We start from the raw sequence: 16,569 nt of genomic DNA on the forward strand, positions 1-16,569 counted from the left end.
GGATCCACGAGGTCATAATTTGTCAGACAGTTTAACTGCCAGTTTTAAGGTGCTCCAGCCCAAAAAAACGTTACAATCACCGGGCGTTAATCATATCGAAGGAAATGAGGGTTTATGCGTACCGTTCTGAATGTGTTGAATTTTGTCCTTGGCGGTTTTGCCACCACCCTTTCCTGGCTTTTTGCCACCCTGGTGAGCATCGTGCTCATCTTCACCCTTCCGCTGACGCGCTCCTGCTGGGAAATCACCAAACTCTCCCTCGTTCCTTATGGAAATGAAGCCGTACACGTGGATGAGCTGGAGCCGGAAAGAAAAAATGCCCTGATGAATACCGGCGGCACGCTGCTGAATATTTTATGGCTGATCTTCTTTGGCTGGTGGTTGTGTCTGATGCATATCTTCGCCGGTATCGCCCAGTGCATCACGATTATAGGCATTCCGGTTGGCATCGCTAATTTCAAAATTGCCACCATCGCCCTGTGGCCGGTAGGACGCCGTGTTGTCCCGGTCGAAGTCGCGCAAGCCGCGCGTGAAGCCAACGCCCGTCGCCGTTTTCAGTAATAAGGACTGGCCGCACTCATGCTAAGCCCCCTGCTTCGTCGCTATACGTGGAACAGTAACTGGCTGTATAACGTCAGGATCTTTATCGCCCTTTGCGGCACCGTCGCTCTGCCGTGGTGGCTGAATGACGTGAAGCTCACCATCCCCCTCACGCTTGGGGTGGTGGCCGGCGCGCTGGCGGATCTCGACGACCGCCTGGCCGGTCGTTTGCGTAATCTGGTCATCACGCTGGTCTGCTTCTTTATTGCTTCCGCCTCCGTTGAGCTGCTTTTCCCCTGGCCCTGGCTGTTTGCCTTAGGGCTGACGGTGTCCACCAGCGGCTTCATTTTGCTCGGCGGCCTCGGGCAACGCTACGCCACTATCGCCTTTGGCGCCCTGCTGATTGCCATTTACACCATGCTGGGCGTCTCTCTTTACGATCAGTGGTATCAGCAACCGGTCCTGCTGCTGTTGGGCGCTATCTGGTATAACCTGCTGACCTTAACCGGACATCTTATTTTTCCGGTTCGTGCCTTACAGGACAACATTGCCCGCAGTTACGAACAGCTGGCCCACTATCTGGAGCTGAAATCCCGGCTGTTTGATCCGGATATTGAAGAGGACAGCCAGGCGCCCCTGTACGATCTGGCGCTGGCAAATGGCCAGCTGGTCGCCACGCTAAATCAGACCAAAGCGTCTCTGCTCACCCGTCTGCGCGGCGATCGCGGTCAGCGCGGTACCCGGCGCACACTGCACTACTACTTTGTCGCCCAGGATATTCACGAGCGCGCCAGCTCCTCGCATGTGCAGTACGCTGACCTGCGCGAGAAATTCCGCTACAGCGACGTGATGTTCCGTTTCCAGCGCCTGCTGTCGATGCAGTCTCAGGCCTGCCAGCAACTTGCGCGCTCAATACTGCTGCGCACGCCCTATCAGCACGATCCGCGTTTTGAACGCGCATTCAGCCACCTGGATGCGGCGCTCGATCGCGTTCAGGCCAGTGGGACATCACCGGAACAGTTCAAAGCCCTGGGATTCCTGCTCAACAACCTGAGAGCCATCGATGCTCAGCTCGCCACCATTGAGTCTGAACAGGCGATGGCGATGCCGGGCAATGACGCTGACAACCAGCTTGCCGACGACAGTCTCAACGGTTTCAGCGATATGTGGCTGCGCCTGAGCCGTCATTTTACGCCGGAATCCGCCCTCTTTCGCCATGCGGTGAGGATGTCGCTGGTACTGTGCGTCGGCTACGCGTTTATCCAGATAACAGGATTGCACCACGGCTACTGGATCCTGCTGACCAGCCTGTTTGTCTGCCAGCCGAACTATAACGCTACCCGCCATCGGCTCGCGCTGCGTATTGTCGGGACATTAGTCGGGGTCGCCATCGGGCTGCCGGTGCTCTACTTTGTGCCATCCGTAGAAGGGCAACTGATCCTGATTGTGATTACCGGTGTACTGTTTTTCGCCTTCCGCAATGTGCAGTACGCCCACGCCACGATGTTCATCACGCTGCTGGTGCTGCTCTGCTTCAATCTGCTGGGTGAAGGCTTTGAAGTGGCCCTCCCCCGCGTGATCGACACGCTAATCGGCTGCGCCATCGCCTGGGCGGCGGTGAGCTTTATCTGGCCTGACTGGCGTTTTCGTAACTTACCGCGCGTGTCCGACAGAGCGATGAACGCCAACTGCCGCTATCTGGATGCTATTCTTGAGCAATACCATCAGGGCCGCGATAACCGTCTGGCCTATCGGATTGCCCGTCGCGATGCGCATAACACGGACGCAGAGCTGGCTTCCGTTGTCTCGAATATGTCAACTGAGCCGCGCGCCACGGCAGAAATCCGGGAGACAGCCTTCCGCCTGCTGTGTCTGAACCACACGTTCACCAGCTATATCTCTACCCTTGGCGCCCACCGAGAGAAACTGACGAATCCGGGCATCCTGGCGCTGCTGGACGATGCCGTTTGCTACGTTGATGATGCGCTTCATCATCAACCTGCGGATGAGCCACGGGTTCACCAGGCACTGGATGAACTGATGCAACGTATCGCACACCTTGATCCTGGCACCGACAACAAAGCTCCGCTGGTCCTTCAGCAAATTGGCCTGCTTATCGCTTTGCTGCCGGAAATTTGTCGGCTGCGCCAGCAGATCGCTACCTGGCGGAATGATGGCCCTGCGACTCAGGCAGCGCATTAAACCACTCCGTAAGCTCCCGGCGAATATCCGCCGGGAGTGCCGCTTCATGTAACCCTTCAATGGCGCCTTCAAGCGCGAACAATACCCGGATACTCAGCGCTTTATTCTTAGAGCGCATTTTCAGCCAGCTCGTCTTCGCCCCCAACTGCCGTAGCGTCTCTTCATTGGTAATGCCCGCCTCCATAAGCAGGACCTCAATCTGAAAGGTCAGGTTCGGCAGATCTTTAAGCCGGTTACGCTGATGGCGCTGGTAGCGCTCTTTCCTGGCGGCATCGAGCGCAAACGAGGAGAGCTGAAGCAGTTTTTCCCTGTTTTGCCACAGACCTTCATCCACACGGTAGTAATTAAGCAGCACTGGCCGTCCTCGTTTCATCAGTGTCAGAAAAGAGGAGGCGTTTTTTACACAGTATTTTGCACTTTGCTCACAGGCGCGAAGGTACAGCTCGCCGTCAGACACCATCGCGAACACCGCGTCATCCACGGCCAGGGTATAACCGCCAAACAGGGCGCGATGATGAATTTCGCCCAGCGGAGAGAGGTATTCCTGAGATTGATAAATCCGATCATAAGATATCTTTTTCATGATAATTCCATTAAAAATCATACAGTAAACACGATATTTCTTACTAACGGATCCGTTAGCAGGAAAATAGGCAACTTATTGCCGTTGGGCAAGATGATTTTTTCAGGTTCACCAGGAATGGATGAAATTTGCGAGTCGCTTTCCGAAAATGAGGTTGATCTTTATGCACACAGGGGTTACTGTATATCCATACAGTAACTACAGGGCTGGAATGAATATGTACACTTCAGGCTATGCAAATCACTTAACACCTTCTCCTTCTGCCGCAGGCAATGCTGCGCAGAATTCTATCGGGCGTGTATCGACAGGGCTTATCAGTGAAGTGGTTTACCGTGAAGACCAGCCGCTGTTAACACAACTCTTACTCCTGCCGCTTTTGCAGCAGCTCGGGCAACAGTCTCGCTGGCAGCTCTGGCTGACGCCACAGCAAAAATTAAGTCGTGAATGGGTTCAGTCGGCTGGCCTGCCGTTAGCGAAGGTGATGCAGATTAATCAACTCTCCCCTTGCGATACGGTCGAGTCGATGGTCCGGGCATTACGTACCGGGAACTATAGCGTCGTGATTGGGTGGTTGCCTGAGGATCTGTCGCAAGAGGAACATTTGCGTCTGTCTGAAGCGGCTGAAGAAGGTAACGCGATGGGTTTCATCATGCGGCCAGTTCGTGGAGATTCCTATCGCAGAGGACAACATCCCGGGCTAAAAATTCACTCAAATGTGTACCATTGAGTAATTTTAAGAGTTTTCCTGGAATTTTTTTCGACCGCAGTATGCAAAAAAAGTTCAACGCGCCAAAACTGCGGCAAGGCTTGTCTGACGCGGTTCTCGTTAATTTTACTGCACAAAATTCGTTCAAAAATTGTTAAATATTAGGTATACGGAACTTTTTTTTTCATATGCCTGACGGACTTCACACTTGTAAGTTTTCAGCTACGTTGTAGACTTTACATCGCCAGGGGTGCTCGGCCTAAGCCGAAGATATCGGTAGGTTTATATTTGACCACGCCCCCCGGTGAAGGATTTAACCGTGATTCCTCCGATGGAGATATTCATGGCAAATTTTGGATGATAACGAGGCGCAAAAAATGAAAAAGACAGCTATCGCGATTGCAGTGGCACTGGCTGGCTTCGCTACCGTAGCGCAGGCCGCTCCGAAAGATAATACTTGGTATGCAGGTGGTAAACTGGGTTGGTCTCAGTTCCATGACACCGGTTGGTACGACAGCGCAAACAACAATGATGGCCCAACTCATGAGAGCCAGCTTGGTGCAGGTGCGTTCGGTGGCTATCAGGTTAACCCGTATGTTGGCTTCGAAATGGGTTACGACTGGTTAGGTCGTATGCCTTACAAAGGCAACGAAACCAATGGCGCTTTCAAAGCTCAGGGCGTACAGCTGACCGCTAAACTGGGTTACCCAGTAACTGACGATCTGGACGTGTACACCCGTCTGGGCGGCATGGTATGGCGTGCAGACTCCAGCAACAGCCGTGCTGGTGACGACCACGACACGGGTGTTTCCCCAGTATTCGCTGGTGGCGTTGAGTGGGCAATGACCCGTGACATCGCTACCCGTCTGGAATACCAGTGGGTTAACAACATCGGTGACGGTGCTACCGTTGGCGTTCGTCCAGACAACGGCATGCTGAGCGTTGGTGTTTCTTACCGTTTCGGTCAGCAGGAAGATGCGCCAGTCGTAGCTCCAGCTCCGGCTCCAGCTCCAGAAGTACAGACCAAGCACTTCACTCTGAAGTCTGACGTTCTGTTCAACTTCAACAAAGCTACCCTGAAACCAGAAGGTCAGCAGGCACTGGATCAGCTGTACACCCAGCTGAGCAACCTGGATCCTAAAGACGGTTCTGTAGTGGTTCTGGGCTTCACCGACCGTATCGGTTCTGACGCTTACAACCAGGGTCTGTCTGAGAAACGTGCTCAGTCTGTAGTTGATTACCTGGTATCTAAAGGTATCCCAGCTAACAAGATCTCCCCACGTGGTATGGGCGAATCTAACCCAGTTACCGGTTCTACCTGTGACAACGTGAAACCACGCGCTGCACTGATCGACTGCCTGGCACCAGATCGTCGCGTAGAGATCGAAGTTAAAGGTATCAAAGACGTTGTAACTCAGCCTGCGGCATAAGTTATCGTCTTATAAAAAAACCCCGCGATGCGGGGTTTTTTATTATCTGAAGAAAAGTAAAAAGCTTATTTTTTACCTAACAGTGCCTGTAGATCGTTCTTCAGCGTCGACATCTGGCTGGCATACTTCTCTTTGTGCTCGGCATCTTCAATCAGCTGCACCACCGTTTCCGACAGGGTTTTCCCGCGCCGTTGCGCAAGCCCGGCCAGACGCTGCCAGACCATGAACTCCAGGTCGATGGATTTCTTACGGGTGTGCTGATGCTCGGCATTGAAATGCCGTTTACGACGAGCACGGATAGTTTGCTTCATCCGGTTTAACAAGGCCGGATTAATGTGTTTCTCAATCCAGCCGTTGACCAGTACCGGTTCGTTTTCGAGGGTCAGCAACATATCCACAGCTTCTTGTGCCGCGCTGGCTTCGATGTAGCAGGTGATCAGCTCCCCTTCACGGTGCTTTTTGACCAGGTACTTCCATTTCCAGCCGCTTTCGAGGTTTTCCAGTTGTTGATATTTCATTGCGATCTCAGTGTTACCGTGTAACTCTGTTCAGAATATCAGTTTTTTGGCAATCTGCTGAAAAGAAATCATATCCTGTGAAACGTCGCAGGCGATCCGCATGACGAAAACCCGAATCCTGATTGGGCAGAGTGCGCCGCTTACGGTATACTCCACGGTTTTACTTCTGACTAAAAAACATCAACTTTGACCATTACGAAACTTGCATGGCGTGACCTGGTTCCGGATACCGAGAGCTATCAGGAGCTGTTTGCACAGCCAGACCTCACAAAAGAACACGAATTCATACTTAGCGATACACAACCGCGTTTGCATTACGCGCTGGAGCAGATGTCATCCCCATGGGCTACATCTCCTTTCATGCTGCTCAAAGCCCCGGAAGAAGCCGAGTATCTGACGCTTCTCGGTGATGCCATGCGCCAGTTGCAGCCAAAAACGAATGCCGTTTTTGGTGGTCAGTATCATATTGCCGGACGTGAAGTGACGTACGAACCTGCCACGCAGGCAGACGGACAGTTCGCTGCAAAAGGCGAGGTGATTACCGCCAACTGGGTGGAAGCAGAACAGCTGTTCGGCTGCCTTCGTCAGTTCAATGGCGATGTGTCACTGCAACCCGGTCTGGTACACCGCGCGAACGGCGGCGTGTTGCTCATCTCCCTTCGCACCCTGCTTGCACAGCCTCTGCTGTGGATGCGCCTGAAAACAGTAGTGACGCAGCAACGTTTTGACTGGATAGGCTACGACGATTCACGTCCGCTGCCTGTTTCCATTCCGTCTATGCCGCTGTCGCTGACCGTCGTGCTGACGGGTGACCGTGAATCTCTGGCTGATTTCCAGGAAATGGAGCCAGAACTCGCGGAGCAGGCGGTTTACAGCGAATTTGAAGACAATATTCAGATCGCCGATGCCGATGACATGGCGCAGTGGTGTCAGTGGGTTATGGCCGTGGCGGAACGTTTCGCGCTGCCCTCGCCTGCCGAGGATGCGTGGCCGGGCTTAATCCGCGAGGCCGTACGCTACACCGGCGATCAGGAAACCCTGCCGCTCTGCCCGCTCTGGATCGGTAAACAGCTGCGTGAAGTGGGCGTTATCAGCGGCAACGGTCCGTTTACCGGCGAGCAGCTTAGTCAGATGCTGGCCCAGCGTGAATGGCGTGAAGGTTATCTTGCTGACCGTATGCAGGATGAAATTCTGCTGGAACAGATTCTGGTGGAGACCGAAGGCGAACGTATCGGGCAAATCAACGCCTTGTCCGTCATCGAGTTCCCCGGACACCCGCGCGCCTTTGGCGAGCCTTCCCGTATCAGCTGTGTCGTGCACATTGGTGACGGCGAATTTACCGATATCGAACGCAAGGCCGAACTGGGCGGAAACATTCATGCCAAAGGCATGATGATCATGCAGGCATTCCTGATGTCTGAACTTCAGCTGGAGCAGCAGATCCCCTTCTCTGCCTCGTTGACCTTTGAACAGTCCTACAGTGAAGTCGACGGCGATAGCGCCTCGATGGCGGAGCTGTGCGCCGTGATCAGCGCGCTTGCAGACGTACCGATTAATCAGAATATTGCGATTACCGGTTCCGTGGATCAGTTTGGTCGTGCCCAACCGGTGGGTGGACTGAATGAGAAAATCGAAGGCTTCTTCGCTATCTGCCAGCAGCGCGGTTTAAACGGCAAACAGGGCGTGATTATTCCGGCGCCTAACGCTCGCCATTTGAGCCTGAGCCAGGCGATTCTGGATGCGGTAGAGCAGGAACAATTCGCTGTCTGGGCCATCGAAGGGGTTGAGGATGCACTACCCTTACTGACAAACCTGGTCTGGGACGGCGAAGGCCAGACAACCCTGATGCAGACCATTCAGGAACGTATAGCTCAGGCGACACAGCAGGATGCTCGTCATCGTTATCCGTGGCCGTTACGCTGGTTAAGTTGGTTTAGTGCAAACTGATCGGACTTGTTCAGCGTACACGTGTTAGCTATCCTGCGTCCTTCACTAAAATAAGGCTTACTGAGAACATGGTAGATAAACGCGAATCCTATACTAAAGAAGACCTTCTTGCCTCTGGTCGCGGTGAACTGTTTGGCGCGAAAGGCCCGCAGTTACCGGCCCCAAATATGCTGATGATGGACCGTGTCGTGAAAATGACCGAAACCGGCGGCAACTTTGATAAGGGTTACGTAGAAGCAGAACTCGATATCAACCCGGACCTGTGGTTCTTCGGTTGCCACTTTATTGGCGATCCGGTAATGCCTGGCTGCCTGGGCCTCGATGCCATGTGGCAGCTGGTTGGCTTCTATCTGGGCTGGCTTGGCGGTGAAGGCAAAGGCCGTGCGCTGGGCGTAGGCGAAGTGAAATTCACCGGTCAGGTTCTGCCTACCGCGAAGAAAGTCACCTACCGTATCCATTTCAAACGCATCGTTAACCGCCGCCTGATTATGGGCCTGGCGGACGGTGAAGTGCTGGTAGATGGTCGTCTTATTTATACCGCGAACGACCTGAAAGTGGGTCTGTTCCAGGATACCTCCGCTTTCTGATAACGGCTTTTAGCCCCTTTCAGAAAGGCGAAACCTCCGCATTGCGGAGGTTTCTTTTTAAAGAGACGGTATCAAGCAAGTACTGCCCTGTCTCCGATGGCTTCTCGCCAGCCCCCTAGCCATTGGGACCTTTGATTCAGGGCCTGATAGGGACACATTTCTTTTGAACGTCCGGCGATGCCAGCCTGATAACCACGTTGATGAGCCCTTTCCAGGCGATCTCGTTTCTGTCTCTTCATGCCTCGTTTCCCTCATTCTTTTGTCTGGTGGAAAGAAAACAGTGGTTGCAATATGTGCAAGCACAGTTAACGAATACCCCGAATCGACGTCAGCGTCAACGTTCAAAATTCATACGGGTGTCATATTTGTGAGCTACCTGGAAGATCGTTTGTACAAAAAATGTGACGCGGGACAAGTAACAAGCTGAACATAAAACGAAAAAAAAGCCGCAATCAGCAGGAAGCTGAGTGCGGCTTTCGTCGATGAATTTTACTTATGGCAGCCGGGAAATCTCTCTTGCGATAGTAGCCGACTCCTGTGCCCACCCCTGCGCAAGCACTTTCACCATTTCGTCATAGCCATCTTTCTGCTGCTTCAGTTCCAGATGGAAAGGACGCTTGATCAGCTGGCCCTGATGATTCAAGAGCCACTCCCCGCTGATAACAACGGCACCATCATAGCGGCCATGGAATCCCGTCACGTTAACATTCAGGGTGTCCTGATCGCTTCCCAGAGGCTGCGAGGCGACGACCCAACCAGGGAGCTGGCTGCTCAGATTCGCCACCAGCGTATTGCGTAGCTGCTGATCCAGCGGGCTGGCCCACAGGTTATTGTTGGCGATAACGTACTGCACATCGCTGGTCTGGTAGACCACCCCGTTGCCCGCCAGATAATCTGGCACGGCAACCTGTTCAACCCACAGCAGACGGCTGCCCTGCGAGGTGCTACTCTGCGCACCGGATTGCGCGCTTAACGGCAACTGGTAGTAGCTTTTGTTATCGCTTCCAGAGCTACAGGCCGTTAATACCAGTGCGCCTGCGATGATTAGCCATTTTTTCATTGTTTCGCCCTCTTAGGCTCAGGATCCTTTTTGTCTTTCGCTTCAAACACCAGTGCGTTGCTCTTTTCATTGAGCGTTTTCAGAACAGGCTGTAGCTCGCGTAAAACCTGATCAAGACGTTGCATATCCGCCACCATCTTGTTGTAGGCCGCTGAGCCCGGCTGGAAGCCCTCCATACTGCGATTCAGTTCGCGCAACGTTTTCTGCATATCCTGCGGCAGCTGCTGCATGGACTGGTTAGCGGTGATCTTGTTGATATTATCCAGCGTGGTTTGCAGACGTTGCATCGTCGCCTGGCTCTGATGCAGTGATCCCGTCGCAGCCTCAAGCATTGGATTCAGCGGCAGATTGTTGATCTTATCCAGCGTTTCCATCAGGCGCTGTTGGATCTGCGCCAGGCCACTGCTGACCGTAGGAATGATTTTGTAGCCGCCAAATTCACGGATACCCGTCATTGGTGGCGCTTTTGGATAGAAGTCCATATCGACATACAACGCCCCTGTGACCAGGTTGCCGGTTTTCAGCGAGCCGCGCAGCCCGCGATTCAGCAGGTCGCTGATATGCTCCCCAATATCCTGGTCCTCGCCTATCTGGTTAATCAAACGCTCAGGCTCAATGCGGATCAGCACCGGAATACGATAATCATCATCAAGCATCTGCTTCAGTCCCGGAACAAAGTAAGGCACTTGTCCCACTGTCCCCAGACGAATACCGCGGAACTCAACTGGTGCTCCTGGCTGCAAGCCGCGTACGGAATCCTTAAAGAACATCAGATAGTCGATGTGATCGGTATAGAGCGCATCCTGAATACTTTTTTGATCGTCAAACAGCCTGAAGGCGGTTTTCTCCGCCACCGGTTGCCCGAGCTCCATGCCTTCCGGCACGTCAAAACTGACGCCCCCACCAAACAGCGTGGTGAGTGAACCCATCTCAACGCGCATCCCCGCAGAGGTGAGATCCACCGCGATCCCGCTGTCTTTCCAGAAGCGAACGTTGCTGGTCACCAGGCGGTCATTAGGCGCATTGATAAATAGCTGATAGCTGATGGTCCGTTTTTGCGGATCGAAGGTGCTTGTTTCTACCGAACCGACGCGATACCCACGGAACAGCACCGGATCGCCCGGCGAGAGCTGGCCCGCTTTTTTGCTGTCCAGAATAACGCGGATCCCTTTTGCATCCGGTGGCGCAAGCGGCGGTGAATCCAGCAGCTGATAGTTTGCTGGCTGGGCGCCTTTGTTGCCGGGCTGGAGTTCGATGTAGGCCCCTGACAATAGCGTCCCTAAGCCGCTGATCCCTTCTCTTCCGACCTGCGGTTTCACTACCCAAAAAACAGAATCTTCATGGAGCAGTTTTTCCATGCCGGCATTCAGGCGGGCCTTGATTTCAACATGGGTTAAATCATCCGTCAGGGTAGCGCTTTCCACGACACCCACATCCACGCTGCGGCTCTTGATGGTGGTTTTTCCGCCCTCAATCCCCTCTGCATTGGTGGTAATTAGCGTGACTTCCGGTCCCTGATGGCTGTAATGATAAAACAGGATCCATGCACCGATCAGCGCGGTCACGATGGGGAAAATCCACACCGGCGACCAGTTTCTGACCTTCTGCACTTTAGCCTCTCCACTCTTATTTTCCATGCTCTTACTCTTCCTCATGGCTTGAATCGGGCTCACGATCCCACGATAAACGAGGGTCGAAGGTCATGGCCGCAAACATGGTCATAATGACGACCAACGCAAACATCAGCGCCCCCATAGCGGGATAAATACTCATCAGCCCCCCCATACGCACCAGCGCTGAGAGAACCGCAATCACGAACACGTCAATCATCGACCAGCGGCCAACAAATTCCACGACCTCATAAATCAGATGCATACGCTCGCTGTCTCGCTTACCGTGCCCTTTTGCATCCCAGCAAAGCCAGGCAATGGCAATCATCTTTAAGGTCGGAACCATAATACTGGCGAGGAATATGACGCCTGCTACAGGGTAAGACCCCTCGCTCCACAGCAAAATCACCCCGGCCAGTATGGTCGAGGGCATTCTGTCGCCGAGCAGATCGGTGATCATGATCGGCAAGATATTGGCGGGCAGATAGAGCATGACAGAGGTCACCAGCAGCGCCATGGTCCATTGCAGGCTATTTTTACGCCGGACGTGACCTTTTGTTTCACAGCGTGGACACACCTCGACATCCGCGGGCAGCACGGCGGTGCAGCACGAGCAGGAGCGAAGCCCCTGACGGATACCCGGTACGCCCACCTTTACCGTCTGCGAAAGCGTCGGCGCCGGGGCAATATCGTCCCAGGCCCAGCGTCGGTCCACGCACTGGAACGCGCGCAGTTGTAGCACGCAGTACAGACACCACGGAATAAAGCTGCTGCCAATCCCCACATCGCCGTAGGCCATCAGCTTCACGAAGCTGACCAGAATACCCGCGAGAAAAATTTCCGCCATCCCCCAGCTTTTTAGCTGGAACAGGATCCGCGCGAGTTTGATTTTAAGGACAGTGGGCATCCTGACGCGGTTGACCAGCAGCAGAATGACGACCAGGCAAAAAGCCGGGACGATCTGCACGAAAAGAAGAAAGAAGGTGCCAAGGCTGGCGTAATCTTCCGAGAACATCACGCCTGGAATTTCCAGTAAATCCACCTGGCTGGTCATCCCGCCCACTTTCATATAGATGAAAGGGAAGAGATTGGAGAGCAGTAACATGAATAAGGCTGCCAGCGCATACGCCGTAGGACGCTGCCTTGGCGCGTCCCACTCGGTCGTCAGCGTAGCGCCACAGCGCGGGCAGGCAGCCTTATGTCCGTGACCGAGCTCTGGCAACGCCACGAGCATATCGCATTGCGAGCATAATATATGCCGATCGGCATGGTGCTGGTCACACATAGATTATCCCTGTTTATGCGCCGTTTTTCAGAGACTCAAGGTACTCCCAGCGCTCAAATGCCTCTTCCAGCGCCTGTTCAGCCTGGGTGAGTTCAGCCAATACTTTCTGAGTATAGTCGTGAGGCTGCGTAAAGAATGACGCATCAGCGACCTGAATTTGCAGTGCTTCCAGCGCAGCTTCCAGCTCTTCCAGACGCTGCGGCAGCCCCTCCAGCTCGCGCTGCAAGTTATAACTCATTTTAGCAGGAGACTTTTTGACAGTTTCTGCCTTTGCAACAACAGGTTCAGCGACATTTTTGGTCTTCTCCTGTTTTTGCGCCAGCGACTGCGATTGCTGTCCACGCGCGTCATGATAGCCGCCCACATATTGCCCGATGCGTCCTTCGCCTTCGAAGATCCAGCACTCGGTCACGGTGTTATCGACAAACTGACGATCGTGGCTGACCAGCATCACAGTGCCCTGGTAACCATCAATCAACTCTTCCAGCAGTTCCAGCGTTTCGACATCCAGATCGTTAGTCGGTTCATCGAGAATCAATAAGTTACTGGGTTTCAGGAACAGACGCGCCAGCAAAAGACGGTTACGTTCTCCGCCGGACAGCGCGCGCACCGGCGTCATGGCGCGTTTCGGGTGGAACAGGAAGTCCTGAAGGTAGCCCAGCACGTGACGCGGCTTGCCGTTAACCATGACCTCCTGTTTACCCTCGGCGAGGTTATCCATCACCGTACGGTCTGGATCCAGCTCGGCGCGGTGCTGGTCGAAGTACGCCACTTCCAGTTTGGTCCCGCAGTGGATACGACCGCTGTCGGCCTGGAGCTGGCCGAGCATCAGTTTCAGCAGCGTGGTTTTACCGCACCCGTTCGGGCCGATCAGCGCGATTTTGTCGCCGCGCTGAACCTGAGCGGAGAAATCGTTCACCAGCACTTTGCCGTCAACCGAATAATTCACGTTCTCCATTTCGAAGACAATCTTGCCCGAGCGGGACGCCTCTTCCACCTGCATTTTGGCGCTACCCATGACTTCACGGCGTTCGCTACGTTCGCGGCGCATCGCCTTCAGGGCGCGAACGCGGCCTTCGTTACGGGTACGACGCGCTTTAATGCCCTGACGGATCCAGACCTCTTCCTGCGCCAGCTTGCGGTCGAACTCGGCATTTTGCAGCTCTTCGACGCGCAGGTTCTCTTCTTTTTCCAGCAGATAGGTATCGTAATCGCCCGGATAGGTCACCAGCTTGCCGCGATCGAGGTCGACAATGCGCGTGGCCATGTTGCGGATGAACGAACGGTCGTGGGAGATGAAGATAATGGTGCCGTTAAAGGTTTTCAGGAACCCTTCCAGCCAGTCAATCGCTTCGATATCCAGGTGGTTCGTCGGTTCGTCCAGCAGCAGCACCTTGGGCCCGCTCACCAGGGCACGGCCCAGCGCCGCTTTACGCAGCCAGCCGCCGGAGAGCGCCGACAGCTCCATATCCGCTTCCAGGCCAAGCTGGGCCAGCACTTCGTTAATGCGGTTTTCCAGCTGCCACAGACCGTGGTGATCGAGCATCTCCTGCACTTTTGCCAGCTCGTTGAGATTCTTGTCGCTCGGGTCCGTCATCACCAGATGTGAAATCTCGTGGTAACGCTTGAGGTATTCCGCCTGCTCTGAAATCCCTTCCGCCACAAAATCGTACACGCTGCCGGTGACGTTACGCGGCGGATCCTGTTGCAGACGAGAGACGATCAGATCCTGCTCGTAAACAATACGGCCGTCGTCCAGCCCCTGCTCACGGTTGAGGATCTTCATCAGCGTCGATTTACCTGCGCCGTTACGGCCGACCAGACAGACGCGCTCGTTATCTTCGATATGCAGCTCTGCATTATCGAGAAGCGGTGAGTCGCTGAAAGAGAGCCACGCGCCGTGCATACTAATTAAAGACATTTATTTTTCCTTTCAGACCGCGGAGATCAGCCAGCAGTTGTGGATTTGACGGTTACGGGCAAAGTCCTGAGACAGCGTTTTTTGGCTGATTTCTTGTGCTTTCAGTCCCAGTTCGGCCAGGCCGTCGTGATCCATGCGGAATCCGCGCTTGTTATTCGAGAACATAATGGTGCCGCCTTTACGCAGCAGGCGCTTCAGGTCGGTCATCAGGCGCAGGTGATCGCGTTGAACGTCAAAGCTATCCTCCATACGCTTGGAGTTAGAGAAGGTCGGCGGATCGATAAAGATCAGGTCAAACTGCTCGTCGGTATCGCGCAGCCAGCCCAGCACGTCGGCCTGTAACAGGCGATGCTGACGACCGGTTAAGCCGTTAAGACGCAGGTTGCGCTCAGCCCACTCCAGATAAGTCCGGGACATATCTACCGTGGTGGTGCTACGCGCGCCGCCAAGCCCCGCATGAACGCTGGCGCTGCCGGTATAGGAGAACAGGTTCAAGAAGTCTTTGCCCTTGCTCATCTGGCCCAGCATGCGGCGGGCGATACGGTGATCGAGGAACAGGCCGGTATCAAGATAGTCGGTCAGGTTAACCCACAGGCGCGCGTTATATTCGCCCACTTCGAGGAAGTCGCCCTTCTCGCCCATCTTCTGATACTGATTTTTGCCTTTCTGACGCTCACGGGTTTTCAGCACCAGCTTGTTTGGCGAAATGCCAAGTACGGCAATGGTGGCCGCAATCACATCCAGCATACGCTGACGCGCTTTTTGCGCATCGATGGTTTTCGGCGGGGCGTATTCCTGAACCACCACCCAGTCCGCATAGCGGTCAACCGCCACGTTGTACTCCGGCAGGTCAGCGTCGTACAGGCGATAACATTCGATACCTTCCTGCTTCGCCCACTTCTCAAATTTCTTCAGGTTTTTGCGCAGGCGGTTGGCGTAATCTTCCGCCACACCTGACGGTTTGCTGTCCGCCGCTATCTCTGCCAGATGGTAGTTTTTCTGCACGCAGTCCAGCGGGCCGTTTTTCGCCTTGAACTGGCGATCGGCACGCAATTGCAGGCAGCTCAGCAGCTCCGGCGAGGCGCTAAACAGGGAGAGGTTCCAGCCGCCGAAATGCGCTTTCATGTTGCGGCCCAGCAGGCTGTGCAGCGCAATCAGCGCCGGCTCGCTGTCCAGACGCTCACCATACGGCGGGTTGCTGATCACCGTACCGTACGGGCCTTTCGGCAGCGGGTTGGTCAGGTTCGCCACGTCTTTCACCTCGAAGGTGACCAGCTCGCCGATACCGGCACGACGGGCGTTGCTGCGCGCGCGTTCAATCACCCGTGCATCGCTGTCCGAACCGTAAAAGTGAGAGGTGTACTCCGCCAGCCCTTTACGGGCGCGGGTCTGCGCATCGTCTTTGACCTCTTTCCAGATGGCTTCATCGTGCTGCGCCCAGCCTTTGAAGCCCCAGTGGCCGCGGTGCAGCCCTGGCGCACGGTCGGTGGCCAGCATCGCGGCTTCAATCAGCAGCGTACCGGAACCGCACATCGGATCGAGCAGCGGCGTACCTGGCTGCCATCCGGAGCGCATCACGATAGCGGCAGCCAGCGTTTCTTTGATCGGCGCCATCCCGGTGCGATCGCGATAGCCGCGTAGATGCAGGCCTGCGCCGCTCAAATCCAGGGAAATACTGGCCGTATCGCCGTTCAGCCAGACGTTGATACGCAGATCCGGGTTTTCACGGTCAACGTTCGGACGTTCTTTATTACGACGCGTGAAGCAGTCCACAATGGCATCCTTAACGCGCAGCGCACCGTACTGGCTGTTGCGGATTTCATCGTTGACGCCGTTGAAATGCACCGCAAAGGTGGCGTCCGGGGTGAAGATCTCTGTCCAGTCGATCATCTGTACGCCGGTGTAGAGATCAAGATCGCTGTAGACCTTGCACTCTTTCATCGGCAGCATGATGCGCGACGCCAGACGGCTCCACATCAGGCTCTGGTAAATAAGCCGCGTGTCGCCCTCAAAATGGACACCACCCTGAACCACCCGGCACTCTTTCGCGCCCAGGGCTTCCAGTTCAGTTTTTAACAGCTCTTCCAGCCCACGGGCCGTACTGGCAAACAGAGAATTCATATCGTCACTTTTACTCATAGAAAATTGTCGCGCATTATAGCTAATATGGCGTGTATGTC

At 54.5% G+C, this 16,569-nt stretch carries 14 protein-coding genes; 6 read left to right on the forward strand and 8 right to left on the reverse strand.

Annotated elements, in window-relative coordinates; translation table 11 throughout:
- Positions 1-114: 114 nt before the first annotated feature.
- Entirely contained in the window at positions 115-561 is a 447-nt protein-coding gene (locus ACOTW6_RS06760) for a YccF domain-containing protein (protein ID WP_003858149.1), read from the forward strand.
- An 18-nt stretch (positions 562-579) separates the two neighbouring features.
- Positions 580-2,742: a YccS family putative transporter gene (yccS, locus tag ACOTW6_RS06765; protein ID WP_062932081.1), complete on the forward strand. Its 2,163-nt coding sequence runs from the start codon at positions 580-582 to the stop codon at positions 2,740-2,742.
- On the opposite strand, the gene ACOTW6_RS06770 is transcribed toward yccS, so the two are convergent.
- The gene (locus ACOTW6_RS06770) at positions 2,699-3,325 is read right to left on the reverse strand and encodes a TfoX/Sxy family DNA transformation protein (RefSeq protein WP_213788600.1); all 627 of its coding nucleotides are present in this window, start codon (positions 3,323-3,325) and stop codon (positions 2,699-2,701) included. The two genes, yccS and ACOTW6_RS06770, sit on opposite strands and share 44 nt — an antisense overlap.
- Positions 3,326-3,542: 217 nt before the next feature.
- On the opposite strand from ACOTW6_RS06770, the gene sulA reads away from it, so the two are divergent.
- Positions 3,543-4,052, forward strand: coding sequence for an SOS-induced cell division inhibitor SulA (gene sulA, locus ACOTW6_RS06775; RefSeq protein WP_193360829.1), 510 nt, complete (start codon positions 3,543-3,545; stop codon positions 4,050-4,052).
- Positions 4,053-4,408: 356 nt separating this feature from the next.
- Positions 4,409-5,461, forward strand: a complete 1,053-nt coding sequence (gene ompA / locus ACOTW6_RS06780) for a porin OmpA (RefSeq protein ID WP_003858156.1) — start codon at positions 4,409-4,411, stop codon at positions 5,459-5,461.
- A 65-nt stretch (positions 5,462-5,526) separates the two neighbouring features.
- On the opposite strand, the gene matP is transcribed toward ompA, so the two are convergent.
- Positions 5,527-5,979, reverse strand: a complete 453-nt coding sequence (gene matP / locus ACOTW6_RS06785) for a macrodomain Ter protein MatP (RefSeq protein ID WP_003858158.1) — start codon at positions 5,977-5,979, stop codon at positions 5,527-5,529.
- Between the two features lie 186 nt (positions 5,980-6,165).
- Here matP and ACOTW6_RS06790 point away from each other — a divergent pair, with 186 nt between their 5' ends.
- Complete coding sequence (locus tag ACOTW6_RS06790; RefSeq protein ID WP_062932082.1) at positions 6,166-7,926, forward strand: AAA family ATPase; 1,761 nt, start codon at positions 6,166-6,168, stop codon at positions 7,924-7,926.
- A 68-nt stretch (positions 7,927-7,994) separates the two neighbouring features.
- Complete coding sequence (gene fabA / locus ACOTW6_RS06795; protein ID WP_000227926.1) at positions 7,995-8,513, forward strand: bifunctional 3-hydroxydecanoyl-ACP dehydratase/trans-2-decenoyl-ACP isomerase; 519 nt, start codon at positions 7,995-7,997, stop codon at positions 8,511-8,513.
- Positions 8,514-8,584: 71 nt separating this feature from the next.
- Here the strand turns inward: fabA and rmf are convergent, their stop codons facing one another.
- From rmf to rlmKL, 6 genes are all read right to left on the reverse strand, one after another.
- Entirely contained in the window at positions 8,585-8,752 is a 168-nt protein-coding gene (gene rmf / locus ACOTW6_RS06800) for a ribosome modulation factor (protein ID WP_003858162.1), read from the reverse strand.
- 254 nt (positions 8,753-9,006) lie between these two features.
- Entirely contained in the window at positions 9,007-9,573 is a 567-nt protein-coding gene (pqiC, locus tag ACOTW6_RS06805) for a membrane integrity-associated transporter subunit PqiC (protein ID WP_063150014.1), read from the reverse strand.
- Positions 9,570-11,210, reverse strand: a complete 1,641-nt coding sequence (gene pqiB / locus ACOTW6_RS06810; RefSeq protein WP_213788599.1) for an intermembrane transport protein PqiB — start codon at positions 11,208-11,210, stop codon at positions 9,570-9,572. The genes pqiC and pqiB overlap by 4 nt, the downstream gene beginning before the upstream one ends.
- A 4-nt stretch (positions 11,211-11,214) precedes the next feature.
- Complete coding sequence (gene pqiA / locus ACOTW6_RS06815) at positions 11,215-12,468, reverse strand: membrane integrity-associated transporter subunit PqiA (protein ID WP_017693685.1); 1,254 nt, start codon at positions 12,466-12,468, stop codon at positions 11,215-11,217.
- A 13-nt stretch (positions 12,469-12,481) separates the two neighbouring features.
- The gene (locus tag ACOTW6_RS06820) at positions 12,482-14,389 is read right to left on the reverse strand and encodes an ABC transporter ATP-binding protein (RefSeq protein ID WP_062932083.1); all 1,908 of its coding nucleotides are present in this window, start codon (positions 14,387-14,389) and stop codon (positions 12,482-12,484) included.
- Between the two features lie 12 nt (positions 14,390-14,401).
- Positions 14,402-16,510 carry a bifunctional 23S rRNA (guanine(2069)-N(7))-methyltransferase RlmK/23S rRNA (guanine(2445)-N(2))-methyltransferase RlmL gene (rlmKL, locus tag ACOTW6_RS06825; protein ID WP_045897374.1) on the reverse strand — a complete coding sequence of 703 codons (2,109 nt, stop codon included), beginning with the start codon at positions 16,508-16,510 and terminating at the stop codon, positions 14,402-14,404.
- Positions 16,511-16,569 lie beyond the last annotated feature (59 nt).

Source organism: Enterobacter cloacae complex sp. IR5403, assembly GCF_049238705.1.
Classification (GTDB): Bacteria; Pseudomonadota; Gammaproteobacteria; order Enterobacterales; family Enterobacteriaceae; genus Enterobacter; species Enterobacter hormaechei_C.